12 protein-coding genes are annotated in these 26646 nt (G+C 49.8%); 6 read left to right on the forward strand and 6 right to left on the reverse strand.

The window, feature by feature from the left end; genetic code table 11:
* Positions 1–499: 499 nt before the first annotated feature.
* The 3 genes from WKT13_RS01765 (at position 500) to WKT13_RS01775 (ending at position 9136) form a co-directional block, all read left to right on the forward strand.
* Positions 500–3313: a hypothetical protein gene (locus WKT13_RS01765; protein WP_340322560.1), complete on the forward strand. Its 2814-nt coding sequence runs from the start codon at positions 500–502 to the stop codon at positions 3311–3313.
* A 568-nt stretch (positions 3314–3881) separates the two neighbouring features.
* Entirely contained in the window at positions 3882–4718 is an 837-nt protein-coding gene (locus tag WKT13_RS01770; protein WP_340322561.1) for a DUF3943 domain-containing protein, read from the forward strand.
* A 401-nt stretch (positions 4719–5119) separates the two neighbouring features.
* Positions 5120–9136, forward strand: coding sequence for a glycoside hydrolase family 2 TIM barrel-domain containing protein (locus tag WKT13_RS01775; protein ID WP_340322562.1), 4017 nt, complete (start codon positions 5120–5122; stop codon positions 9134–9136).
* A 332-nt stretch (positions 9137–9468) separates the two neighbouring features.
* On the opposite strand, the gene WKT13_RS01780 is transcribed toward WKT13_RS01775, so the two are convergent.
* The 4 genes from WKT13_RS01780 to WKT13_RS01795 all read right to left on the reverse strand — a co-directional run bounded on the left by WKT13_RS01780 (position 9469) and on the right by WKT13_RS01795 (position 15473).
* Positions 9469–10578 (reverse strand): PepSY-associated TM helix domain-containing protein, encoded by a 1110-nt coding sequence (locus WKT13_RS01780; protein ID WP_340322563.1) that lies wholly within the window; start codon positions 10576–10578, stop codon positions 9469–9471.
* Between the two features lie 27 nt (positions 10579–10605).
* The gene (locus WKT13_RS01785; RefSeq protein ID WP_340322564.1) at positions 10606–11985 is read right to left on the reverse strand and encodes a DUF4374 domain-containing protein; all 1380 of its coding nucleotides are present in this window, start codon (positions 11983–11985) and stop codon (positions 10606–10608) included.
* Between the two features lie 20 nt (positions 11986–12005).
* Positions 12006–14357, reverse strand: a complete 2352-nt coding sequence (locus WKT13_RS01790; protein ID WP_445323552.1) for a TonB-dependent receptor — start codon at positions 14355–14357, stop codon at positions 12006–12008.
* Between the two features lie 270 nt (positions 14358–14627).
* Entirely contained in the window at positions 14628–15473 is an 846-nt protein-coding gene (locus WKT13_RS01795) for an AraC family transcriptional regulator (RefSeq protein WP_340322566.1), read from the reverse strand.
* A gap of 176 nt (positions 15474–15649) precedes the next feature.
* Here WKT13_RS01795 and WKT13_RS01800 point away from each other — a divergent pair, with 176 nt between their 5' ends.
* The 3 genes from WKT13_RS01800 to WKT13_RS01810 all read left to right on the forward strand — a co-directional run bounded on the left by WKT13_RS01800 (position 15650) and on the right by WKT13_RS01810 (position 19344).
* Positions 15650–17056, forward strand: a complete 1407-nt coding sequence (locus tag WKT13_RS01800) for a glycoside hydrolase family 47 protein (protein WP_340322567.1) — start codon at positions 15650–15652, stop codon at positions 17054–17056.
* A gap of 555 nt (positions 17057–17611) precedes the next feature.
* Complete coding sequence (locus tag WKT13_RS01805; protein WP_340322568.1) at positions 17612–18847, forward strand: hypothetical protein; 1236 nt, start codon at positions 17612–17614, stop codon at positions 18845–18847.
* Between the two features lie 362 nt (positions 18848–19209).
* A complete protein-coding gene (locus WKT13_RS01810) occupies positions 19210–19344 on the forward strand; it encodes a hypothetical protein (protein WP_340322569.1) in 135 nt (44 codons plus the stop codon).
* 741 nt (positions 19345–20085) lie between these two features.
* On the opposite strand, the gene WKT13_RS01815 is transcribed toward WKT13_RS01810, so the two are convergent.
* Complete coding sequence (locus tag WKT13_RS01815; RefSeq protein WP_340322570.1) at positions 20086–22287, reverse strand: YncE family protein; 2202 nt, start codon at positions 22285–22287, stop codon at positions 20086–20088.
* A 281-nt stretch (positions 22288–22568) separates the two neighbouring features.
* On the reverse strand, positions 22569–26486 hold the full coding sequence (locus tag WKT13_RS01820; RefSeq protein WP_340322571.1) for a glutaminase domain-containing protein: 3918 nt from the start codon (positions 26484–26486) through the stop codon (positions 22569–22571).
* Between the last annotated feature and the right edge of the window lie 160 nt (positions 26487–26646).

Genomic DNA, 26646 nt, shown 5'->3' on the forward strand with positions numbered 1-26646 from the left:
GTTTTTACATGATTGTCTATGCCGAACCGCCTCCTGTCTTATTGCAAAGACAGTGAAAGGTGAGAGCAGAGCAATGTGTGAAAACGTAGTTTTAACATGATTGTCTATGCCGAACCGCCTCCTATCTTATTGCAAAGATAATGAAAGGTGGGCGCAATGGCAAATAAAAGACAGTCGTTTTTAATAATTTGTATCAACCGGCCTGTCACTGTCTTATCGGGATGTAAAACTGAGAACAGGCACTGTCCGTTGTCTTACTTTACGATAAGACGGATAAATGTCAGTGCATGTGTACGCATCTTGCGGCATGCTCCGGCTAAGCGATGTATCAGTATGGTGGCGCAATATGCTGTATATTTGTATAAAAAGATGTTATCTGTCTTTTGCAAAACAGTGTGGTATGGAAATTTTTTTGTATGTTTGTGTCCGGATAAACATTTGTGTTTATTTTTTGAAATACAATCTTATAACCAGCCTTCAACCAAACTAAAAAACGACAATGAGGAAATACGGTCTTTTCATAACCATGTGCGTCGTGTGCATGTCGTTCGCGCTTACGGCGTGGTCGGCCGACGGTGCGCGTGAGAACGACTGGATGCTCCACGGCGGCAGATACAAGGCCTACGTGAAGCAGAGCGGCGGACGCCTGATAATGGGCAACGGACTGGTGGAACGTCAGTTCAAGGACGGCACCACAGTGGGTATGAACAATCTGATGACGGGCGAGGGAATGTTGCGCTCGGTGAGGGCCGAGGCCGAGCTGGAAATCGACGGTGTGCGCATACCTGTGGGAGGACTGCTCGGACAGCCGGCCCACAACTATCTGTTGCCTGAATGGATAGCAGACATGACGTCCGACCCCATGGCATTCAGCTTCGCGGGATATGAGACGTCGCCAATAAAGAAACGCTTCGACTGGAAACCGCGCAGCCAGTGGATATCGCTCCCCACGGAGTGGCCCGCCAAGGGCATTGAGCTCGTGATGAAATACAGAGCCGGCGACGAACTGCTGCGCCGTCTTGAGGCACGCTTTGCTTCTGACGACAACCGCACGACGATAGCTTCGTCCGATTTTTCGGGCGTTCTGCCCGAGGGATGGCGCGTGGTGACGTCGGAGGGCAACACAGCCAACGCCTTCTCCAATGAAGGTAAGACGGGCGAGATACTCATCCCGGCCAACACCTGCGCTTATGTGGAGAAGGACATACCACAGGAAACGGAGGTGGTTGTGGCAAGGATAACGCCCGGAACCGACCGCTCGTCGAGCTGGGGACCGGGAATGGCGTGGGTGTTCGACGGCCGTGTGGTGAAGCTCTACCTGCGTACGGCCGACTCAAGGTTTGGTATGACGGTGGACGGAAGCGAACGGATGCTGCAGACATGTCGCGTGGATGCGCCTGTATATATAAGGATGCAGCGCACGGGTGGCGTGCTCACGTGTGGCTTCTCCTACGACGGCAAGGCGTGGACAGAGCTTGGCGAGACTGACATTGAACCCACTTTGCAGTCGCGCTGTGTGCGTGCCGGCAAGATGGACCTGTCCGGTGGCAACACGGAGCACGCCGACAAGGGCGCTCCCGGACGCTGCCGCGTGGACCTTCTGAAGGTGATGGGCGGACTGCCTCAGAATAAGGGAGAACGTATGTTCGACTATCTGAAGGATCTTGAGGTGAACGTACACTACGAAATTTACGACGGTATACCGCTCATAAGCAAGTGGTTCACGCTCGGCAACGGTTCTTCGCGCAGTGTGCGGCTCGATACTTACAAGAGCGAGATACTCGCTGTGATGGAGCCGGAGAACACTGTTGTCTTCGACCGCAGCTTCACAACGCCCAATATAACGGTTGAGTCTGACCTTGTGCATGCCAATCAGCAGGACGGCGCCGACAGGTTCGACAACCTCATGATACAGCATCACGTTCATTGGAACAGGGATCCGCTCTATACCACACAGGTGGACTGGCCCATGAACATTCCATGTCTGCTTGAGAGTTATCCCGAGTACGGCCCGGCGGAGGATATAAGTAGCGGTGCGGTATTTGCCAGTCACCGTGTGTGGGAGCTCTTCCACGACACGTGGGACAGGGAGCGCAAGACGCTGCAGGTGAGAAGAATGTATCGTGTGGCTGCGCCGTGGATTCACGAGAATCCGATATTCATGCACGTGAGAAACGCTGACGACGCTTCCGTAAAAAAGGCAATCGACCAGTGTGCCGAAGTTGGTTTCGAAATGGTGATAATGACTTTCTGGAGCGGAGTGGACCTTGAGGACGACAGTCCAGCAAACCTTGAACGCATGAAGAAGTTGGCCGACTATGCCCACTCCAAGGGAATTGCTCTCGGAGGTTACTCGCTCCTGGCGAGCCGCAGCGTAGGAAAGGACAACGATGTGGTGATGCCTGAGGGCAAGACACCGCAGTTCGGCGCCGCACCATGCCTTGGAAGCGAATGGGGACAGCGCTATATGGACAAGCTGCGCAGATATTTCGAGACGACCGGACAGGACATTCTTGAGCACGACGGCAGCTATCCGGGTGATGAGTGCGCGTCGACATCGCATCCCGGCCACAGGGGTTTGGCCGACTCACAGTGGAAACAGTATCAGACCATAAGCGGTTTCTATAAGGACTGCAAGTCGAAGGGCATATTCCTGAACATTCCCGACTGGTATTTCATGAACGGCCAGAACAAGACCGGTATGGGCTACCGTGAGGCCAACTGGTCGCTGCCCCGCAAGCTGCAGGAGATAATAGAACGTCAGAATATATATGACGGCACGTGGATAAAGGCACCGTCGATGGGATGGATGATGGTGCCGCTGGTGGAATATCAGGGTGGTGGTGCGGCGGCGACCATAGAGCCGCTGAAGGAGCATCTGCCCCATTATGAGATGCGTCTTGCCAACAATTTCGGCGCGGGAGTGATAGCATGCTATCGTGGTCCGCAACTGTTCGATTCGCCGGAGACAAAAGCCGTGGTGAAGAAGTGGGTGGACTTCTATAAGGCTCACCGCCCTATCCTCGACTCGGACATAATACATCTGCGCCGTCCCGACGGAAATGACTGGGACGGTTTCATACATGTGAATCCTGCTCTGAAGGAAAAAGGTCTCATGATGCTTTACAATCCGTTGTCGCACGACATCAGGAAGAAGATACGGGTGCCGTTGTATTACACCGGACTGAAGGACAAAGTGACCGTCCGCCATGCTGACGGTACCACCGAGAAACTGCGTCTCGACAGTGACTGTTCGCTGCTTATGGACATAGAGATACCGGCAGGCTACTGCAGTTGGTACGTGTTTGAGTGACGTGCGGATGTTTTTCCGTGCACCTTTTGCAGCGTTCTGACTATGCATCGGTAGGTTTCTCAGACGGTAGTATGCATCTCTCTGATTGTTGCAGGAATTGTTTCCGTCAGGTGGAAAGGTTGGTGTAAACAGTCAGGAGATATGTTGTCACGCTGTCATTTTCATACAACAGCAAATTCATTAAGTATTCATACCGGCCGCATCCATGGGCGTCAGCCATGCGATGCGGCCGTTTCTCATTTTCGGGCATAGTCTGATAGTAATGAAAACGTCGCAAATGGACAAAACGAGCGCGAACAGACAACATGGCCGTTTTGTGCTGATTACTTTTTCATATACACATCGCGAAGTATAGAACAGTGATTTTTGTAAAACTTAACACAATATTTTAGTTTTCATATCCTTTTGGTTTTTTTCGTTATTTTTAGTCTGACGCATTGTCTTTGCAACTCTCTTTATAGATAAATTTGTAATGGCCTGACGCCTCTCGACCGCTGTTTTTCATGGTCACAGAGTGCGGTTTGTGGTTATGTGTGAAGATAAATTCACGACCAAAGACATTACATCTATGAAAGGAAAAGTAATACGTATAATAAATTTTGTGCTGTGTATGATTGTCGGGATGCAGTGTGTCTCGGCCCAGACACCTGATTCTATGGCGGTGTATGGGCCTGAGATGGCAGAGAAACTCTGCACGGCGGCAGATACACTGAAACTTATGAAGAAGGAAAAGCCGTGCATCTACGAGTTGCCCTACTCCATTCGCACAAGCCGGCCGGACTATAAACGCATGTGGCTTAACACGGGTGTGCTGTTCGCCGGCGGTCTTACAACGCTCGGAGTACTCGAACTGCTGCCGGAGAATGCCACTGCTTGGAACAAGGAAGAGCTGCGCAAGGTGCCGTTCTTCAAGCGTTGGAGCAATCATGTGAAGCAAGGTCCCGTGTGGGATAAGGACGATCTGATATTCAACTACGTGCTCCATCCTTATGCCGGTGCGGCCTATTACATGAGTGCGCGCAGTCTCGGATTCAATGTTCTGGGCTCTTTTCTTTATTGTGCAGGTATATCCACCATATTCTGGGAATACGGAATAGAGGCCTTTATGGAGATTCCGTCGATACAGGATCTTATCATAACTCCGCTGTCGGGCCTGATACTCGGCGAGACATTCTATCGTGTGAAAAGACATATTGTGGACAACGGTTACACGTTGTGCAACTCTAAGGTGCTTGGAAACATTGTGGCGTTTCTGGTAGATCCGGTGAATGAGGTGATAGGTCTGTTTGCCGGCAATCCTTGTCGAGAGCTTGCTAAACGCAAGGTGGACATCTCCTGCACGCCGTGGGTGAACAGTTTCAACGGCACGTCGTTTGGATTTACACTCAATATTATAAGCCTGTGAAGACCGGCAGAAGACTGAAGCGTCGGTCTTTAAGCACACTGCCGGTGGCGTGGCACGCGTTGTTGTCTGCGTGTCACGCCTTCTTTATGTCCTGTTTTTTTATTTACCTGCACCGCATGCTTGTACGGTCGGAAGTTTTTATCTATTTTTGTAAAATATAGAATGAGCCCCGGCAATGGCATACAGGGAATACTCTGTGTCCTATTCTTGCCGTTGCGATTGTATTTCATATTGTTGTTGTGCGAGCCTATGGCGCTCCGCGGTGTGGTGGACAGCCGTATGGCAGGACATGCCGGCATGGTGAACGGTGCGCATGACGTACTTTACTGACAAAACAAAAACTTATATATGACGGGCGGATGACCTGCCGCCTGCTACCATTAACCCGAACAACCAAAGACATGAAAAAGATTATCTTCAGTCTGCTTTGCCTCAGTCTGCCTATCACGGCGGCGGCACAGCAACCCCTCGGCGGATTTATCTACGGAACGGAGACACAACCTGCGGGCGACGAATGGCAATCGCCGCAACGGCTTGCACTCAATAAGGAACAGCCGCGAGCCACGTTTTTCTCATTCGCCGACGTAGAGTCGGCCATGAAAGTGCTGCCTGAGAACAGCGCCTACTGGCAGAGTCTGGACGGTACATGGAAATTCCACTGGGCGCCTGACCCCGAGAACCGCCCCAAGGACTTTTATCTTTCGGCTTATGACGACACTGCATGGGACGACATAAGTGTGCCTTCTTGCTGGAATGTAGAAGGCATAATGAAGGACGGGACGCTCAGATACGGCGTGCCTATATACTGCAACCAGCCCGTGATATTCAAGCACACGGTGGCTGTTGACGACTGGAAGGGCGGTGTGATGCGCGAACCTGACAAGAGCTGGACAACCTACAAATACCGCAACGAGGTGGGATCGTACCGCCGGAGGTTCACCGTCAGCGACAAATGGAAGGGTCGTGAGGTTTACATCAACTTCGATGGGGTGAATTCTTTTTTCTATCTTTGGGTGAACGGACGTTATGTCGGATTCTCCAAAAACTCGCGCAACACCGCTACATTCAACATAACGCAGTATCTGACAAAGGGTGAGAACGTTGTCGCTGTGGAGGTTTACCGCAGCTCGGACGGCTCTTTCCTTGAGTCGCAGGACATGTTCCGCCTGCCGGGAATATTCCGCAGCACCTATCTCACGGCGGCTCCCAAGTTGCAGATGGGCGACATGAAGATAAACACTGACATTGCTGCGGACGGCAGTGGTGTGGTGGATGTGAGTGCGTTTGTGCGCAACCTCAACCGCAAGAGCGCAAAGGGATGCTCCGTGAACTATCGTGTGTATGCCAACAAACTGTATTCTGACGAAATAATGGGCGAGGCGATAAGTCCCGTTATGTCGGAAACATTCGCCGTGGATGGTGGCGGACGCAGCGAGGTGAGCACACGACTGACAGTTCCTTCGGCCCGTCTGTGGTCGGCGGAGGAACCTAACCGATATACGCTGGTGGCCGAGCTGAAGGACAAAAAGGGCCGGACGGTGGACATAGTGTCGTCATACTTCGGTGTGCGCAAGGTAGAGATAAGAGACACAAAGGCCGCTGACGACGAGTTCGGACTGAAAGGTCGCTACTTCTACGTGAACAACCAGCCTGTGAAACTCAAGGGAGTGAACCGTCAGGAGATAAGCCCCGAGCGCGGCAATGCAATAACACACGAGCAGATGGAGCACGAAATAATGCTCATGAAGCGCGCCAACATCAACCACGTGCGCAACTCCCACTATTCGTGCAACCCCTACTGGTATTATCTCTGCGACAAATACGGCATATATCTTGAGGACGAAGCCAACATCGAAAGCCACGAATATTACTACGGCGAAGCCTCTCTCTCGCACGTGCCGGAGTTCAGGGACGCCCATGTCGCACGTGTCATGGAGCTTGTGCATGCCCATGTCAACCATCCGTCCATCGTCATCTGGTCGCTCGGAAACGAAGGCGGACCCGGCAAAAACTTCAAGGCCGCCTACGACGCGATAAAGACCTGGGACACGACGCGCCCCGTGCAGTATGAGCGTAACAACGACATTGTGGACATGGGCTCCAACCAGTATCCGTCCATTCCGTGGGTGCGTGAGGCTGTTAAGGGCCGTTTCAACATAAAATATCCGTTCCACATATCCGAGTATGCCCACAATATGGGCAACGCCGGCGGCAATCTGGAAGACTATTGGGAGGCCATCGAGTCGACCAACTTCTTCTGCGGAGGTGCCATCTGGGACTGGGTGGATCAGTCGCTCTACAATTATGACAAGACCGACGGCACACGCTATCTGGCCTACGGTGGCGATTTCGGCGACAAACCCAACGACGGCATGTTCTGCATGAACGGCATACTGCTGCCCGGACACAGACCTAAGCCTGCATATTATGAGGTGAAGAAAGTCTATCAGAACATAGGTGTGAAGGCTGTGGACATTATGAAGGGCCAGATAGAAGTGTTCAACAAGAACTACTTTGTGCCGTTGAAGATGTATAATATGGTGTGGTCGCTCTGGAAAGACGGCCAACGCATCACGGAGAGCAACGTGTTCCGTGGTCCGCGCAACATCCTCGGTCCGAGAGAGAAAGCCGTTTACAGTCTTCCGATAAGCTTCAAAGGGCTCGACCCGCAGGCCGAATGTTTCGTGAAGGTGCAGTTCCTTCTGGCTCAGGACATGCCGTGGGCGAAAAAGGGATATGTGCAGATGGAGGAACAGTTGCCGCTGAATGAGGTTGCTCCTTTCACATCGATAGCCGAAGCTGCGGGCAGCGGCAGACTCACACTGACCGAAGCTGACACCGTAAGCACCGTCAGCGGCGAAGGCTTCAGCGTGGCTTTCAGCAATACGACAGGAACAATAAACAGTCTGAAATACGGCGACCGTGTGATATTCGCCGACGGCAACGGCCCGCGTCTCGACGCTTTCCGTGCCATGACCGATAACGACAACTGGGCCTACCGTCAGTGGTTTGCCAAGGGACTGAATGATCTGCGCCACCGTGTGCTCCACCGTTCGGCCTACAAGAGGAAGGACGGCGCGGCGGTGGTGGCTTACACCGTGGAGTCGCAGGCACCCTGCGGATACAACATTCGCGACCTCGGCATAAGCTCAGGACGCTATGAGATAACCCGGGGAAAGGAATTCGGGCCGTCCGACTTCCGCTTCATCACCAACCAGACGTGGACTGTATATGCAGACGGATCGGTGGAACTGCAGGCCAACATCACGTCGAACGACCCGACACTGTGTCTCGCCCGCCTGGGATATGTCATGAGGACACCGTCCGATATGAACAATTACACCTACTACGGCCGCGGTCCGCACAACAACTATAACGACCGCATGAACGGCGCGTTCGTTCAACTTTATAAGACAACAGTGGACAGCATGGCTGTCGATTTCCCAAAACCGCAGTCGATGGGCAACCGCGAGGACGTGCGCTGGTGTGCTCTTACCGATGCCGACGGACAGGGAGCGCAGTTCATAGCAGCGGGCGGCAGCATGTCGGCGTCGGCTCTGCCGTGGTCGGCCATGCAGATGGTCTGCGCGCCACATACCTATCAACTGCCTGAATCTGAAGGCAACTGGCTTCATCTCGACATGAAGATGATGGGCCTCGGCGGCAACAGCTGCGGACAGGGCGGGCCGTTGGAGGAATACCTCATAAGGGCCGGCAGCCACACGATGGGCTTCATCATACGTCCGGCAAAGGGCAACCTGACTATGCGTGCCAAGGTTTCGGCCGCCGGCGAACTGCCTCCTGCCATTGAGCGCGACGCTGCGGGAATGGTCAGCATGACGGGTGGCGAGGACGGTTCACAGATATGCTACACACTGGACGGAAAGAAAAAGACATACATCTATAAGTCTCCGTTCGCCCTGCGCGAAGGCGGTCGCGTGACGGCATGGCACAAAGGCAACGAGCGTCTGAAGGTGACGGCAGACTTTGAACGTATTGAGAACATACCGGTGAAGGTGGTGTATGCCAGCAGTGAGGAACACGGCGAAGGCGATGCAGCCCACATTGCCGACGGCGACAACGGCACCTACTGGCACACGGCCTACTCGGTCACAGTGGCACAATATCCTCACTGGATAGACTTCGACTGTTCTGAGACCAAGATGATAAAAGGTTTCACCTATCTGCCGCGGCAGGACAACCGCAACGGAAACATAAAGATCTATCGTGTGCAGGTGAGCGACGACGGCAAGAACTGGGGCGAACCAGTGGCCGAAGGAACCTTTGAGGACGGTTTCAAGGAGAAACGCGTGATGTTCGAAAGTCCTGTCAGGGCGCGCTACGTGCGCTTCACGGCTCTCAGTTCGCAGGACGGGCAGGACTTTGCCACGGGTGCCGAGATAAAGATACTGGATTGAAAAACATGCCGCCGGTGCACGTTTACATTATGACGGTGCAGCGGACTGATAACAGATGCGCGGTGTGATAGTCTTGATATGCAGGGTATCGCACCGCGTTTTATTCTTGATAATATTGAGGACAAACGTCTGTGTGAAAACAAACAGTGTGTTATGCCGTGACAGAAAGGCGGATGCAATTATTATGTCACAGTCATACCGTATGGCTTTTACCTTATCCTTCAGATGTCTCTTAAATGACCATTAATGTCGGTAGACGCGTTTGTACTGGTTGCGGTGCACTTTCTGTCCAAGGCATTACAATGCAGACGATGTTCGGAGATGTGCTGTGCTCATCGTCTGCGTCTTGTGCGCTTCCACCATAAATAATATCCGCTTATTGGCAGTATGCCTCCGATAAGGGCTGCAAGAAAGTAGATTATCTTGGTGATCGTTCCTCCCCAGCTTCCGGTGTGCAGTACATAAATCCATCCTTTCATCTTTTTTGATTTGGGTGTCTGGTTGTGTGATACAAGTCCGGTTATCTCTCCAGACTTTGGATTGAATTTAATTGTGTCCGTCCTGCGGATGTTTCCAGGTAGACTTACTTGTGCCTGTTTTGTTTCCAGACGTATGGACGCATATTCAGGATACTTTGATTGAAGCTGTGATATCACTTTATTCCATACTGTGTATTCGAATGTTCTCTGCTTTTTCTTTCCTTTTTCTCCTTCTGAAGAGCGATTCCCGTTTGATAACGAAGTCTTTGATGATACTGATGCTCCAAACAGACGGTATGTCATATTGCGGTACCATCCGAACGACCATGTGAGTCCGGTAAGTGCCATCAGCAGTAGAAAGATGGTTGAGTAAAAGCCCAGCGACACATGGCTGTCGTACAACAGCCGGCGTATTCCTTTGCGGCAGTTCAACGAAAGCCTGTTTTTCAGAGCCTTGCGGTTGCGTGGAATCCATATTATAAGTCCGGTGATAAGAATCACAACCATCAGTAATGTGGTTACACCAACAACAACCTTGCCTGTTGATTTTTCTCCTTTTTTTGCCGGAGAATCCATTAACCATCTGTGGAGTTTGCGCATTGTCTGGAAGAAAGGCGGACTTTCTGTCCATCCGTTGACTTCTCCCGTATAGGGATTCACGCTCAGAGTTCTCTTTCCTGCTCCTTTTATGCTGACCATGCATGTTCTTTCTGGATCCGCGGAAAGCTGTATTGATGTTATTTCAATGGTGTCTGACATCTGCATGCAAACTTTTTGTGCAATTTCAGATGGCTTCAGCGGATTGCCTTTTTCGGGTCGTTCCACCCGATAGAGTGATGGATTCAGGCTCTCGGTGACTTCATTTTCGAACACCAGGGCTGCCCCGCTAAGACAGATTATGCTTATAATCAGTCCAAGCGGGACAGACAGCCACAAATGTATCTTGCGGAAGAATCTGTTCATTTTTGTTTTTATTGGTTAACGTTGTTGTCAATGCTGTTTCAGGAAACTTACACCCTGAATGGCTTCTGTGTCTATTTCTGTTCCACGTGTAGCTGTACCATCGGCAGCAATCTTATAAAGTGCGGGCAATGATCCGTCGGTGAGTTCCACTTCAAATGTGATTGTATGCTCATCCGTGTTTACCGCGCAGGCCAGAGCAATATCGTTTATCTTGGACGGTTCCGGCATGCCTTTGACTTCTGTATAAGTCTTTGTCTTCACGTCGAATATGCCGAACTTCTTGTGCGAGCCTTCCGTCACGCCGGCTGTTCCTGCCTCGGTGTACATCTGGAGACAGAACTTATTGTCACCCATATAGAAGCATTTCCACATGTAGTGTCCGGTTATGTCTGTCAGGTTCACATAGTAGTCGTTGTCTATGGCCACAGGTTTTCCGTTCTGTATGTTGCTGCCACTTATGCGGAGTACTGCCGACGGAACTTGCGGCACGGTCTGTCCGTAATTCTTTATGGTACTCTGACAGAATAGGTAGATCTCGTCTCCCACCACTTCTATGCCAGTTTCTGTGCGTGAGCGTTGGTTGCCTTTTATCTGTCCGGCCTCCTTTCCTGGATGGTCAGCGCTTTTGCGGACAATAGTGTTCTGATATTTCAGATATTCCTTTTCGCTGTCGTTGGGATCAAACTTGTATACACCTATGTACAGATTGTTTGCCAAGTCTGTGTAAGTGGCTTTAGGATTCTCCGGATCAATCTGCATACGCTTTGTTGCATACGACAATAATACATAGTCGCCATATTCCGCAATGTCGCCCACACCCCATGTCTCTCCTTCCATCAGGCTTGCCGGCTCCTTGGTAAGATCGTCACAATCGATTATTCCGTCTACCACAGCGGCCTCGAATGTATCAAGGTTTATGAACTTCACACGTTCATAGTGCCCGTTGCCGGTCTGGTCAGACATACCTATGAGATAGTTCTTGAATATGCCTCTTGCTTTTACATCACCGTCGAGAGCCACACCGTTGCCAAACTGTGTCAGTTTTCCGTCAACAAGTTTCCATGCCATCGTGATGTAATCAGACGAAGAGCCACCCTGCGATGGATAGTTCATTCCGATGAGCATCTCGTTGCGGTAGTTTACGAAATCAGGGTTGTTGCCACTGAAGTATATGCGTCCGTTCGGATTTGTTGGGTCGAGCGTTCCGCCTGTAGGGTCGGCTGTGAGTTGCAGATAAGCCCCATTGTTTTCGCCAGAACCACTCATTACCACATATTGTTCTGTTGCAGTGCTGCCAATTCCTCCTGATCCGCTTCCTCCGTTGTTACTGTCGTCCTCACTGCTGCATGCCGTTAACGAACAGGCCATCGCAGCAAGTCCAAGAATGTTAAGATAAATTCTTCTCATATTTATTTCTTTTTTTATTGTTATTTGCTAAAAGTATATCCCACCTTTATTGCGAAGGCACGTCCAGGTTTCTGCATCTTGAAGTTGTCGTACAGTCTGGCATTTGCTATATTTGTGCATTCGGCAGAGACGGTGAACTCCTGTTTCTTTCCGAAGTTGTAGCTTACGAACAGGTCGTGCGACAGCTGTGTGGGCACCTCAAGCTCCGGATTGTTGTATGTGTTCCATTCGTAACTGAACTTGTGGATGTATCCCACCATGTACTGAATGTCGAGTACTGAACCCTTTATGAACAGGTCGCGTAACGTGATGCCTGCCTCTCCGTTGCCATACATATAAGGTATGGCAGGTATGCGTTTCTTGTAGTTCTTGCTCACCCGTTGCGTTCCGGCCACATACTTGGTCATGCTTCTCATGTCGATGTAACTGAAGTTGCATCCGGCGAAGAACATCTCCTTGAACGTATATCTCACTCCGAAGTCGCCGCCCAGGTTGCGCACGCCTCCGTCGTTTTTAGATGTGGCACGTCCGTTGTCGTTGTTGGTTGTGCGGCGTATGTAGTTTTCTATTTCACGGTATTGCAGAGCCGCGTCTATTGTCAGCCTGTGCAGAGGCAGGTCTATTGGACTTGCCGTTATGCTGAGGTTCAGGTTGTTGCTCGATTCGGGCTTCAGGCTGGAGTTTCCTCGCTCAATGTCATCACCCGAACCGAACAGTTCGCGACTAGTGGGCAGTCGGAGCGCATACTCATACGATAACCGCAGCTGCACATGTTTGCCAAGAAAATATGTTGACGCCAGTCCTCCTCCCCAGTAAGCTGAAGTGTTGCTGAAGTCGCGGTAGTTGTTTCCACCTTCCGGGTCGAGGTAGGCTTCCAGATGATTCAGATAGTTTTTTACGAATACCGAAGTGTTCCACCGTCCCTTGTAATCGTATTTGTAGCTCAGTCCGGTTACGGCCTTCATGCTCTCCTGTGGATGATCATACTCCGGTTTCTGTAAAGTCTCGTCCTTTCCCGAGCGTGAGAACGATGTGAAGGTTGAGCTTAGCGAAAGCGAGTGTCCCTCGTAAGGGAAGAGAGCCACGCGCAGGTTAGCCGCTCCGTTGTTGTCGCGGTAGCGGTATTTTGTGTATGCCAGCTCGCCAGGTGCGCTTTTAGGTTTGCTGCGTTCGCCCAGCCAGTTGTAGTTGCAGCTGGCTGTGTCGGCGGCATACGACTGTCCGAAATTATAGTTTCCGTTCAGTGCCACGTGCAGTCCGTGCAGAACTTTGAACCGTTTCTCGTATGTCAGCTGTGGCATGAGCGTGTTGGCCGTGGTGTAACGGGCTCCGTACACCCAGTTCATATTCGATGCGTTCTGCGTCTGTTTGTACTCGTATCCGCCGGTGAATCCCAGCAGCAGCCGGTCGGCATAAGGTTTGTCCACCACGCCTATCTTTATTATGGCAGCCTCGTTGTGATACATCGCGTGGAAGCGTCGCACCTTCAGGTCTTCGTAAACCACCTTGTTGCCGTTCTCGCCGAATTGCGTGTAGTGGTCTATGTTCACCTTGTAGTCGTTGTCCGAATAGTTCTGATAGGCGTTGAGCGATATGTGGAAACCTTTCTTCGAGGTCCATTCTGCATACAGATTGCTCTTGTGCGTGTTGAACGATCCGAACGAGTAGGACGCGTTTATGCGTGTACGGCGTCTGTTGTCCGTCACTATGTTGATGGCTCCTCCCAGTGCATCGCCTCCCAATTCCACGGGCACCACTCCCTTATACACCTCCACGCGCCGTGCCAGTCCGGCAGGAATGTTGTTCAGTCCGAATGCCGAGCTCATGCCGTCCATTGGCACTCCGTCGATGAAGATCTTTACGTGTCTTCCAGAGAAACCGTTGAGCGTCACGCTGGTCTCTGAGCCCAGTCCTCCGTTCTGTCTTATTTTCACTCCGCTTATCTTGTCTATTACATTGGCAAGGTCGAATGTTGTGTTCTTCAGTTTCGATGTTTCCATTATCGAAACATTGTATGCAAGCCGCTGCACCATCTCTTCTTGGCTGAGTCCTTTTACCACCACCTCGTTCAGAGCGAGGGCGTCCTCCTTCATCATCACTCTGATGTATTGGTCACTGCCACATGTTGTGAGTATGTGTTCTTGTGTCTTGTATCCCAGATAGTTCACTATCACACGACATTCCTCCGGCTTCTGTTTTAAGGAAATGTTGAACTCGCCCTGTGTTCCCGTTATGCCGCCGCTGATGAGAGCGTCGTTCTCTGTGGAGCGCACCTCCACCGACGCGTGGCTGAGAGGGTCAAGTGTCTGTTCATCCATCACCTTGCCTTTTATGACATATGATATCTGCGCGCGGACAACAGAGCCTGACATTAATAACGCAAAAGCAAACAGAATAAATAAATATGGTCTGTTTCGATTCATTATCACCTTCTTCTTACTTATTTTTTCCGGGTGCAAAGTTACTTTCTCCCGTATTCCGGCGCAATACTCATTGTTTGGTATTTTCCCATGGTGTGCCCTGCGTGTTATCATCAATAATTATGTATCATTCCACACGCCATTTCCTGCTTCGGCCATGACAACAAAAAGCGGACATGGAGATCCATGTCCGCAGGCTATGATGAGTAGAACCACACAGTCCTACACTATTTTCTGGTTGCGCTCGCGGAATTTGTATGGCGACATGCGGTAGGTCTTTGCGAAGACATTATAGAAATAGCTCATGCTGCCGAACCCGCATTTGCCGCATATCTCCTTTATCGGCATGTTGGTCATGATAAGCTGGCTGGCGGCATACTCCATCCTCACCTCATTGACAAACGCCACGAGCGGTCTGCCGCAACAGCGTCGCATCACGCGGCTCACATAGTCGCCGTTGTGTCCGGTGAGCTGCACAAAGCCTTCACATCCGCGGCAGAAGTGTTCCGGCCGGCGGAATAGCTTCATGGCGTTGGCCAGCCACTGCGGTGCAAGGTCGTGGCCTGTGCCCGACGGTTCGCCAGTCACGGCGCAGAATATGTCCGTCATCAGACTGTCGAGCTGCACGATTGTGCGGTTGCCCTTCATCACCTTCTCCACGCGTGTGGTGATGTCTGCCAGTGTCTCGTCGGTCAGACTGAACCGGCAGGGCAGCGCTTCGGCCGTCCAGAACAGCGTGCGGCAACCCTCGAAGTAGCGCCGGCGGTAGTGGTCGAGCGTGGCGCGGTGAAAGGCCACATTCACAATAGTGAGTGTGCCGCGCACCGATGTGAAGGTGTGCACGTCCTCTGGCCGCATCATCACGAGGTCGCCCCGCTGCAGCTTCATCCTGTATCCGTTGACGTGGTGTATGCCAGTGCCGCTCTCCACCCAGAACGTTTCGGCGTAGTCGTGGGTGTGCATGGACAGGTCGCCCGGCGACGATATGTTGACGCGGGCTATGTGGAAGGCTTCCTGCGGACCGATGAAGTCCGACAGACTGAACTGTACTGCCTGTTGCTCTTTCATGTTCTCATTGTGCGGTTGAGCCGTGACGGGGCATGTCCTGCCGGGGTGTTGTGTCGGAATAACGCAACATTTATCCCCAAAACAGCAAAGAAACATACTTCATCCAGCAATAATTATAATTACTTTTGCAAAGTAATCAAATCTGTTGCAAACCTACAATCAAAACACAGGTAAATATGAAAAGAATTTCAATACTCCTCGTATTTCACATCCTCATGGGCGCCTGCTGCATGGCGCAGAGCAATGCCGAGCGCAAGGAATACGCCTCGCGCGTGAAGGCTGCATTTGTAAAGGCGTGGAACTCATACATGAACTACGCCTACGGCATGGACGCCGTGAATCCCATTTCGGAGAAAGGCCACAACTGGTATTCGGAATCGTTGCTCATGACGCCCGTCGATGCTTACAGCACCATGTGTCTCATGAATCTGAAGAAACAGAAGAAGCAGGCGCGTGAACTCATATTTAGCCGCCTCAATTTCGACAAGGACATGGACGTGCAGCAGTTTGAGATAGCCATACGCATGGTGGGAGGACTCATCTCTTCCTATCTGCTCGACGGCGACAGACGTTTCCTCGAGCTGGCGAAAGACCTGGGCGACAGGCTCATGCCGGTGTTCGACACGCCTACGGGAATACCTTATCGCATGGTGAACCTGCGCACTGGAGCCATAAGCGGCAACGTGACCAATCCCTGCGAGGTGGGATCCATGCTGCTTGAATACGGCATGCTGAGCAAGCTCACGGGCGACCCGAAGTATTATGACAAGTGCAAGCGCGGCATAGTGGAGGTTTACAAGCGTCGCGGCAAGACCGGACTCGTGGCAGGAGGGATAAACTGCGACACGGGCGAATGGACCGACAACAAGGCGCACATACGCGGAGGCATCGATGCCTTCTACGAATATCTGCTCAAGGGTTACATCCTCTTCGGCGACGAGGACCTGCTGCACATGTGGCAGACATCGCTCGACGGTGTGAACCGCTACCTGGAAGACCGTACCGCCGACGGCTACTGGATAGGCGAAGCCGACATGAACACCGGCGAGCGCACGGCCACCGTGTTCGGCGCTCTCGACTGTTTCTGGAACGGATGCCTCGTACTTGCCGGCGAGACGGAGCGTGCAAAGAAACTGCAGGAGTCGATCTTCAAGATGTGGACCATGCACGGCATAGAGCCCGAGGCCATCGACTACAAGACCATGCAGGTGCTCAGTCCGGGTTACATGGTGCGTCCCGAGGCCATCGAAGCCACCTACTACGTGTGGCGCGCCACGGGCGACAGCCGTTATTACGAGATGGGCAAGACCATGTTTGAGTCGATAGAGAAATACTGCCAGACCGAAAACGGATATGTGCAGCTGAGCGATGTGCGCACAAAAGAGAAGTGGGACACGCTGGAGAGTTTCTTCTTCGCCGAGACAATGAAATACTGCTATCTGTTCTTTGCGCCCGAAAAGGTGTTCAGCTTCAAGGACTATGTGCTCAACACCGAGGCCCATCCGCTGCGCAACACGTGGGACAAGGGATGGCGCGGCGACTACATGATGCACGGCGGTGGTGACGGACGTGCTGCGCAATGAGCGGCGCGCGTGGTCATTCGTCGGCCGTACCGTAGTGTGACAATACGTGTTGGTTGGATATTACGGTCTTATTCATTGATTATTTCATGAAATTTTTATTTTTGATTTAAAATTAGAAATTGATTAAAATGAAGAATAGAAAGAAATAAAAAGAATTATTCATAATAAAAAATAAATATGTATTTCATCAATTAATATCCTGATTATTGTCATAAAAATATTTATATATGGATATATTGTATGAAAAAAATTGCATATCTTTGCAGCAATCATATTGCAATAGCGTTGTTTTATGATTATTTAGTGAGAAATAATAGCGTTTGCTGTTCGGTCATGCACATTGAAACCTAGGAAATTTCAAGTAAGCAATAAGAATCGACAAGAAGCAAATGCCTGCATATCGTGGGCGTTACTTGTTATTCTTATCAGCTTTCCTAGGGCTGCAATGTGGACAGGTTTCGTCCACGTGTTTGTATCCTTAGGACATTTTGTATGAATCATGGCAATCGCACATTTTGAAGAGTTATCAATTTTTTAATCTAAAAATGTGTAATTATGAAGAGACAGTTTAACTTTTTGTTTTCGGTGGTAATGATGGTTGTTGTACCACTTGGATTTTGTTCTTCTTGTGACAATGATGAAGTAGAGGATGTTCATGATAGTAGTCAAGGAGGAAATTCTATGACAGTTGATCCTAATGTGGATGATGAAAGTTTACCATTTATTGGTGAATGGAAAGGTATGGGCCCATATCATGCATCGGGAACTCCAAGTGGAAGCTATGGAGTCGTTAGTGGAACATGGATATTTTACAATGATGGAACGTACTATTGGGAAGGTTATAATTCGTATGATTATTCTTATACGGAACGTGGAAAATGGCATTATAATGCGGAAAATTCTTTACTTATAACAGACGGTAGCTGTGGGTTGGTATGGCAGATTGTCGATATGTCAGATGGTCAATGGACCGGTACGATAATGACAAAAGGCGGAACATATACATATAAGAAAACAATGGCAGACACTCGTGTCGGTAATGTTTTGGTAATAGATTATGGTAAGAATAAACTTGTGGTGCAGGATACACTCTTTTCTGCAAAACTCTCAAATCAGTCATACAGATTTGGAATATGTTACGGAGACAAGGATAATCTTGTGCCAGAAACATATACAAGGGTGTATGCAGACTCTTTGATAAAGTCATCAAACATATTTAAAGTACAACTGGACGGCCTGAAAGCAGGAAAATATCGTCTGAGAGGATTTATTGAGAATAAAGACAAAACTGTCAAATTCGGTAATGAATACAGGGCTGTATGCGTTACACCACCAAGTAATTATGTATTTCTTGGTGATCCTAGGAAATACATGTGGGTTTGTTTCTATGCAAAATCGGCATTGAATTTGTCTGGTGAGTTTGTTGAGGAAGGATGTTATGGAGATAAGTTTGAAGTTGATAAAGTTGTTAAGCAACTGACAGCGTGGAATATTGGTATAATGGATTCAGAAGCAGCTAATTTTCTAAAATCTCTTACTGCTAAGATACAATATGATGATAATTTCAGAAAACATGTGCATATAAAAGGAAAAAACAATGATAATGAATTGATTCTTCCATATTATGATTCGGTTTATAACAATACATGGTATTATACTTCAGGATATCACAATGGTCAATATAATATGTTTTGTTTTAATGACTATGGAAATTTTGTAAGTGGATATAGAAATGATGATAATGTCTATGTATTACCTGTACATCGTATGACTGTAAGATGGAATAAATAAAAATTATAGTTTCATTGATTTTTATTCATTTCCTCAGTAAAAATTTTTATTGTTAGAAATTTTTACTGAGGAAATGGAAAGCATACAGAACTCCATGAAAAAGAAAAAATCGAAAAGAGACTAACTGTTTTCTATTTTTTATACGCGGATAAAATACCTTATTTTGTTAGATAGTGTCTGTTATAGTGTCGCACGTACATGTATTATGTCGTTATATGTATATCATTATAGTTTGATATAGATTTTATCATTGATACAAATGTTTTGTTTTGCAAGCTAACTGTTGGAGGTTTATATTTATGTTTTTGTTTAAAGTTCTGTGTGATATAGTCTTGTGCAAATTGTTCAAATTTTATGTATTAATGCCCAAAAAGGTGTTCAGCTTCAAGGACTATGTGCTCAACACTGAGGCCCATCCGCTGCGCAACACGTGGGACAAGGGATGGCGCGGTGACTACATGATGCACGGCGGTGGTGACGGACGTGCTACGCAATGAGCGGCGCGCGTGGTTGTTCTGCGGCCGTTCGCCGTGTTATGAAGAGGAAAGGCCGTGACTGATACGGTGTGTGCCGTGGCTCGGTGTTTGATACTGAATGTGCGGATAAGCACGGTCTGAAGATATATTCGCAAGATGTAAAAAAACATAACATCCGGCCGGAGACGTTAAATTTTCGGCTTCGGAATCTCTCAAAATTCGCGGAAAACCGCGGCGGAAATATTTTTGTGCGGAAAATCGCAATTTTTCGCCAATGATATAAAACGTTGGTATACAGCAGTTTATGCTTACCAACGTTTTTTATGTTTCTCTTCCGTTCTGCGAAAAGGTCTGTTTCAGCCCCTGATATGGGCCGTTTTGGGTGGTGATATAGTTCATATTAGGGGCTGATATGGTCCTGTCCGTGGTGCAATATAGGCTGTTTCGCAATGCGTTCGTCAGATATCCGTTCCGCCATTTGCCCGGAACGGGCTTTCAGACAGGCTGATAGTGCGGGATGATTCTCTGGAATGAGAAAAATGAAGTGTTAAATGCTGAGAGTCAAAAGTGAACAGATGTTAAATAAAATTTGCAGAAAATTGCGCGGCACGGGTGGTATGAACCGGCGGTTCTGAATCATTGTCCGACTTTGATATTGTGTCTGTCGGCATCAATGATTCAGCGTTTGAAGCAATGATTTGCGTCGCCGTACGTACCGGTACCGTCTTCACGCCGTGCCGGAAACGCACGTGCCTGCCGCTCTCACGGCTTCCATCTGTAGCACAATATCTTGCCGAAGGCGTTCTCCTCGTGCAGTATGAGGTAGCTGCCGTCCGCCTGCCGTATGGCGTTTATGGCATAGTTGAAGTCGCACCATCCGCTCTGTCCGTGCACGCTCTCGCCCGGTTGCAGCCGGCCGACGAACCGTCCGTTGTGGCGGTCGTACACCGTTATCCAGCCTTCGCGCGCCAGAGCCACGAAGATGTAGTCGCCGGCCACGGTGAATGCCTTGGCGTTGGTGTGGTCGCCTCCGCTGCCGTCCTCCACGCAGAAGGGCAGATAGATGAGCCGTCCGGGCTTCCACGGTCTGTCATCAGCTGAAGCGTGGTTTTTCATGAAGTCGGGACACACGGCTATGGTGCTGCCCATGGCCCACCATGTGTCGCGGGAATCGGGCGCCGCCTGTGAGAAACCGGCGAGGTAGAGCACGTCGGTCGCAGCGTCGTAGTGTATGCGCTTGGCGTCGGTGAAGCCTTCCGGCAGACGGAAACGGCGCGGGGCGGCATAGCGCGGTACGCCGTTCGGGTCGAGCCCTTCCATGCGCCACATCATGAATCCGTGCTGACGTGTGCCGCGCCACACGTTGCCAGCCTCGTCGACGAAGAAACTCATGGAGTATGTATTCACTTCGTCCGTGCCCTGCTGTTCGCCGTCCTGCCGGCGGCCGTCGCCGTTGAGGTCGGTCCACCACGTCAGTTTCACATTCCTGTCGCAGTCACCGTTCTGCATAAGAAGGCATGGTATGCCCACGTAGCCGTGCTTCTCGCGGTCGAAACGGTAGCCGGCGAGCATGCCGCCATACATGTCTGACACGAAGAGAAAGTCGCTTCCGCCGAAGCTGCGCCTGAAGACTGAGGTAATGAACGGCCCGTCTTTCATCACGCGCACGTCGTCGGGAAAACTGAACGGGTCGGCGGTGTAGCCCACCAAGCGGTCGAGTCGCCCGCCTTCGGCGGAGAAATCGGCGCGGTGTATCTTCTCCGGCGAGAACATCAGTGCGTGGTCCTTTCGGTCGAAGTCGGCGGTTGCCGTGAATATAAGGCCCTCGCGCTTCCACAGCATGACGGCTTTGTCCTCGTCGTATGCTTCTATCGTCGCGCCGCGGCCGTTGCTTACGGTGGTGTTGGCCACGTATATCCGGCCCCCGTTGTCAGTGCCCACGGCTCTCGGTCCGCTGAACCGCAGCGGTCCTGCCTCGCCTTTCATACGTCCGTCGGCTGTGGAGAACACTCCGCCGCGAGTGCCGAAGGTGGATGATAGTGTGGGTTTTCTGTATATGTCGGAGTATATCAGTATGTTCATGTCGCGTCCGTGGTTGGCCACGAGCAGGCGTCCGCGGCGCAGGTCTATCGAGAACGACGTGGCCTCTACGTCCTCCGCCAGCTCTATGTTCTGGCCGAGCGGGCGGCCGTCCTCGGCTCTCATGCGCACTATCCTGCGCCCTTGCATCATCCACAGTCCGCCTCGTGCGTCGGTGCAGATGTGTCCGGCGCGGCCGTTCAGAGCGTAGGCGTGGCTGAAGGTCATCGTGCGGTGGTCGTAAATCTTTATTGAGTCGGCCATGCTGCTGCCCTCCTCGCCGCACACGGCCACGTATATGCGCTGCCTGTCTATGGCCAGTCCGGCTGTCTGCCGTTTCTTTCCGGCACACACCACGAGCATGTCGCCCTTGTAGCCATAGCCTCCCTTGAACGGTGCTGCAAGGCCCGTCAGCAGGTCATAGCGGCGTACCGTCTTCCACTCCGCTTCGTCGCGGCAGGGCGGATATTGCGGCAGTCCGTTCACGTTCTTATCGTTGTTGGCCCCGTCGCAGCCGTTCTGCGACAGCAGCTGGTACACATACTTGTCGTCGGCCACGACCGCCGCGCCCGAGAAACGTCCCCATCCGCCCGTGCCCGAGCCTTCGGGGCGCGACAGCAGACGGCCGTCGCGGAACACGCCCACGTTGGTTCCGCCCTCGTCCCATCCGCAGATGGTCACGGCCACGCCCTCAGGTGTGACAAACATGTTGAGCATGTCGTGTGGTATGTGCGCCTCCTCATATCCGCCGTCGTTGCCTATCCACGACGTGGTATATCCCTTCAGGCGGCATCCGTCGCCGTCGACAGGTTCAGCCTTCTGTGCGCTCAGCGTGGCATGACACGCAATGAGCATGAATAGAATAGTGTTTATGGTCTTTCTCATGTTCAGGTAGTTGTTAATATAAACATTCAAACGTCGCTCCGTTCTTCCTATTCCGGTCGTGTTGTAACATACGTGGCGTCCGCTCCGCCGGCATGTGTCCGCCGATTGTCATGTGTGCGCCGTCCGGCTGTCCTCCGACAACCGTCGGCAAGTTACGAAAATAATTCCATACGGCAATGTAGTGATAAGGAAAAAGACGGTGCAAGAACCGTCGGTGAGCACGAAAAATAAAAATGACGGAGTGGCTGTTGTCACTCCGTCATCTGTTTATGTAAGAATGTTTATTTTACAACAACTTTTCGTTTGCCGATGATATACACTCCTTTTGGCAACGCATTCTGTTCAGTTCCCATATACTGGCCGTTTATGTTGTATATGCGTTTGTCTTCAATAGTCTTGTCTTCATTGATGTCAGGTATGCTTATTCCGGTACCGGAAGATGCCATACGGTCGATAAGTACTTTTGCCCAGAACATTCCCGAAACAGGGCGTCCGTAACCTTCGAGCGGTGAGCCGCTCACACAGTTGTAAGTGTCGGCAAGAGGCTGTGTGCCGGTTGATTCATTTATATAATCGTAACATGGCTGCATGAACATTTCGAAATCCTCGGCCGATTCAGTCATTGCTGCTGTCATCATGGTTTCGTGTGTCTTTGCCACATTGTCCCAGCGTGCATCCATCGGTATGCCGTAAGTGTCGTTGATTTTGTCTTTGTAGAATTCTATTTCAGTCTTTATTATGTCGTCGAAAAGATTGCTTCCGAACAGACGGTCGTAGTAGAGATTGTATTTCAATCCCCATTCCACATCAGAACCTTGTTTGTAATGTCCGTCTGCTGTGTAACGTGACTTCCAGTCGGTGAGCCATTTTTGTGCCAGTGCCATGTATTTTTCGGCATCTTCCTGACGTCCTTTCATTTTTGCAATCTCGGCTACGGCCACCATAGCAAGTGTGCATTTGGCCCGCAAGTTGGCGTTGTCTCGGATGATGGTTCCTGAATAATTGTCGCAGCTTCCTTCTGTTATGAAGTTCGCGGCATATTCGGGTAGTGTGAAGAGGTCGCAGAAATCGGCCCATGCCTTCACCTGCTCGTACAGTCCTTCATCTATTATATCGGCGTTACCGGCAGCTTTTGCGGCTGCTCCAGCAATGATGACGAGTGATGATGATGTATCTGCTCCGTTGTCCAGACCGTAATTACCTATCATAGGATAGATTCCGAAGTGGTGAGGAGGATTTCCGAATTGCGACTTGAAGTTTGTTACTTTTACATAATCGTATGTGGAAGCAACCAGTGCCACAGCCATCTCCGGATTGTAAGTAAGGAAAAGCGGTGCGGCAGCGTAGCATATATCAACACTGTTTATCTGGTTTGTAACATTACTGTCGATGTTGTACATAAGCATCCGTCCGTCGTTGTTTACGGCGAGTTTGTTGCCTGAGGCTATCTGGCGGTAGGATGTTGCACACAATTCGGCGTATTTTTCGCCACCTGAATCATAAGCGTCGGCATATACCATCGTGTCAAAATCCTTTATCTGACGCATTATATCATTATATCTTGTAGCGTAATCTGCAAATGCGTCTGTGATGTTTCGGTATGCGGTTGTCCAATAAGCAGAATATTGATAGCCGTTCATGTAAATGGAACGTTGGTCGTCATCGTATCCGATCATTGTGAATCCGGAACCGGAATCGGCTGTTCCCATATCATGTCTGAATACCATTTGTCCGGAATCGTCCACTCCTAAGGTCTGCGAGTTAAGTGGGTCTGCCACAAGATAAGCGTATCCCCAGTTCTGCATTACGGTGCTTCCCATATTCTGTGTGGTTGTACCGCATTTGCCGAACAATAGTCCGTTGTCTCTTGTCAGTGAAATGTCAATAGGTTCACTGGTTGTTCCTGATGCCAGTTGCGGTGTGGTCGAGATGTATATTTGTACGTCATGTTCCTTGCCGTCATTGCTCTTTGTGCGGTAAGAAATATAATTGATAGGTGTGGAGAACAACAGAGGATCTGTCGTGAGTTGCGGAGATGAGAAGACTACATCAAGATCTACCGGTCCGGCCTGGAAGGTGTAGTATGTCTGGGCGGCCGATACATTGAGCGATTTTTGTGTCGCTGTGGATATTTCGGTGTTGTCCTGATATTCTCCGTCGTCGACTGTTGCAAATATATCCGAGCCGTAGTTGGTCGTGCCATAGAGTCCGCAGTCTGCGAATGCGCCGCCGTAATTGTTGTGAACATGTACTGCTATCACATTCGGTGTGCCGTCGGTTTTTATGAGAGAACGCTCTTCGGCAGACAGTTTATACATCTCTTGGTTATTCCAGTTGTTGCCATGGTCATGTGGTATGTTGATAAGTGTTCCGTTTATATATATTTCGCTTGGAGAATCATCGTGTCCGCATGCAAGATATATATCGCCTTCCAAAGTCTTGTTGAGAGTGAATGTGCGGCGGAAATAGATGTCTGCACTGACGTCGTATGTGGTCCATTGGAACGAAGGTTGCCCATTGACAGTAGCGTCTGAGCTGAATGGAGATGTGGCTTCAGTCCATGTCTGGGTGCCGTCGGTAAGTTCATAGTCAGGTTCAAACCATTTTCTTCCTGAGGCATCATCGTCCGGAACACCCTGTACTACATCTGTACTTCCTGGTGTTGTTTTTTTGAATACCATACACGGGACTGTGTATCTTTCTTCCGATGTCCAGTATGATGATGGCAGAATGGCGTTTGACAGATCGAGTGCACGGCTGTTCTGGCCCATAAAACGGTACAGTTGTCCGTCAACACGTACAAATCCCATAATGCTTTTATCGTTTCCTGACCAATGTTGTGTTGTCGCTTCATAAAGATTTTCGCTGCCAGACCATATTGACATGTAAGGGTCTGCTGCTACAATAGGAACTGCCGGAAGATGCAGCTGTGAATTGTGTGATGGTGTGAAAACATCATCATTCGGAGTATCTGGAATGCGTTGTTCTTCGCCGTCTATGCTTATACTCAGGACTTCTTCGTCCGGGCATTCGAAATAAATACCGAACGGACGAACTTGTATATTGCCCAATGGTTGGTGATAAAGCGTTCCATCGCCATCGAGTAACATGATGCCAGTGTTGGAATCTGATACGGTTTTCATACTGAAGGTTCCTGTAACGGAGAATCTATCGTCGCCAGACTTCTGCGGAACTGTTGTCTGTAGCGATACGTCTGTCATACAGATTGGATTGTTAACATCTACAGAAGGTATCAGAAGATAAGGTTTTCCTGCTTTTATTTCGTTTGTAATGCTGAATTTCATTACGTTTCCGTCCATACTGTCATACACTGCCAGCTTTGCGTCCGCGCCGAAAGCGTCCTTAACCATTTCCGAGTTCATGTCCATAGGAAGACATATTCCGTTCCATCTGCCTTTGTCAAGATAAAGTTTCAAAGAAACATTTGCTTTCTCATATGTGTCTTCTGGGTTGTAATTCTTGTCCTGACTCAGAGTTATCCAACCGTTAAGATTATTCAGAAATTCAATGAACTGGTCCTTTATCTGTACCATTCCGTAAGCTGTAGGATGATCGTCTTCCTTGTATATATTATCTATTTTGAATAACGGAACACCAAGATGATTGCATATTTCTTCTACAGAACTGTTTATATCATCGCGCAAACCGTTGTTCAGCATGAATACAACCTGTGAATCAGGATATTTGTTCATGAGATATGCCAACACGTAGGAAGTGGCTCCTCTGAATGTCTTCAGATCGGCAAACGTCCATCCGCTATAGATATAATCGCCGATGGGAGAACCTGCATTATTGTCGTTAGTTCCTCCTTCAACGACAATCAGTCCTGCTTCACGCAGATTCTTGCAGCGTCCTGCAAAAGAATTACGTGTGTCAACGGTTCCATTCCAAGAAGTATTACAAATAGTTGTTCCGGACCAGGAGTTGTTCTGTTCCAGCCTTATTCCGGTTTCTGCTTCAATGAGTTTCCACCATGTCTGGTTTAGTTTTGTCACACTGAGGTGTGGATACCATTGTCCATTTTCCACAGGATCTGTGTATCCGTAGAATGTGGAATATGAATCTCCTAAGATTGAAAAGGAACCGTACGCTGTCTTCAACGGGTTGTCGACAACAGCCTGTCCTGTAACGAACCTCGGTACAAGGACAACAAGCAACAATAACAAAAGTTTTTTCATTGTAACATTGTTTAGTTTTAGTTATCAGAATAAATTGTATCGACAGATCTTCATGTATACATTATGTTAGTGCAAGCATGCATACACGAGTCTAAAATAAAAGGATAATTGTATATAACGGTTGATGACAAATATAGATATTAATTTCCTAAAATTCAAG

The organism is Prevotella sp. HCN-7019, assembly GCF_037890215.1.
In the GTDB taxonomy this organism is placed as follows: domain Bacteria; phylum Bacteroidota; class Bacteroidia; order Bacteroidales; family Bacteroidaceae; genus Prevotella.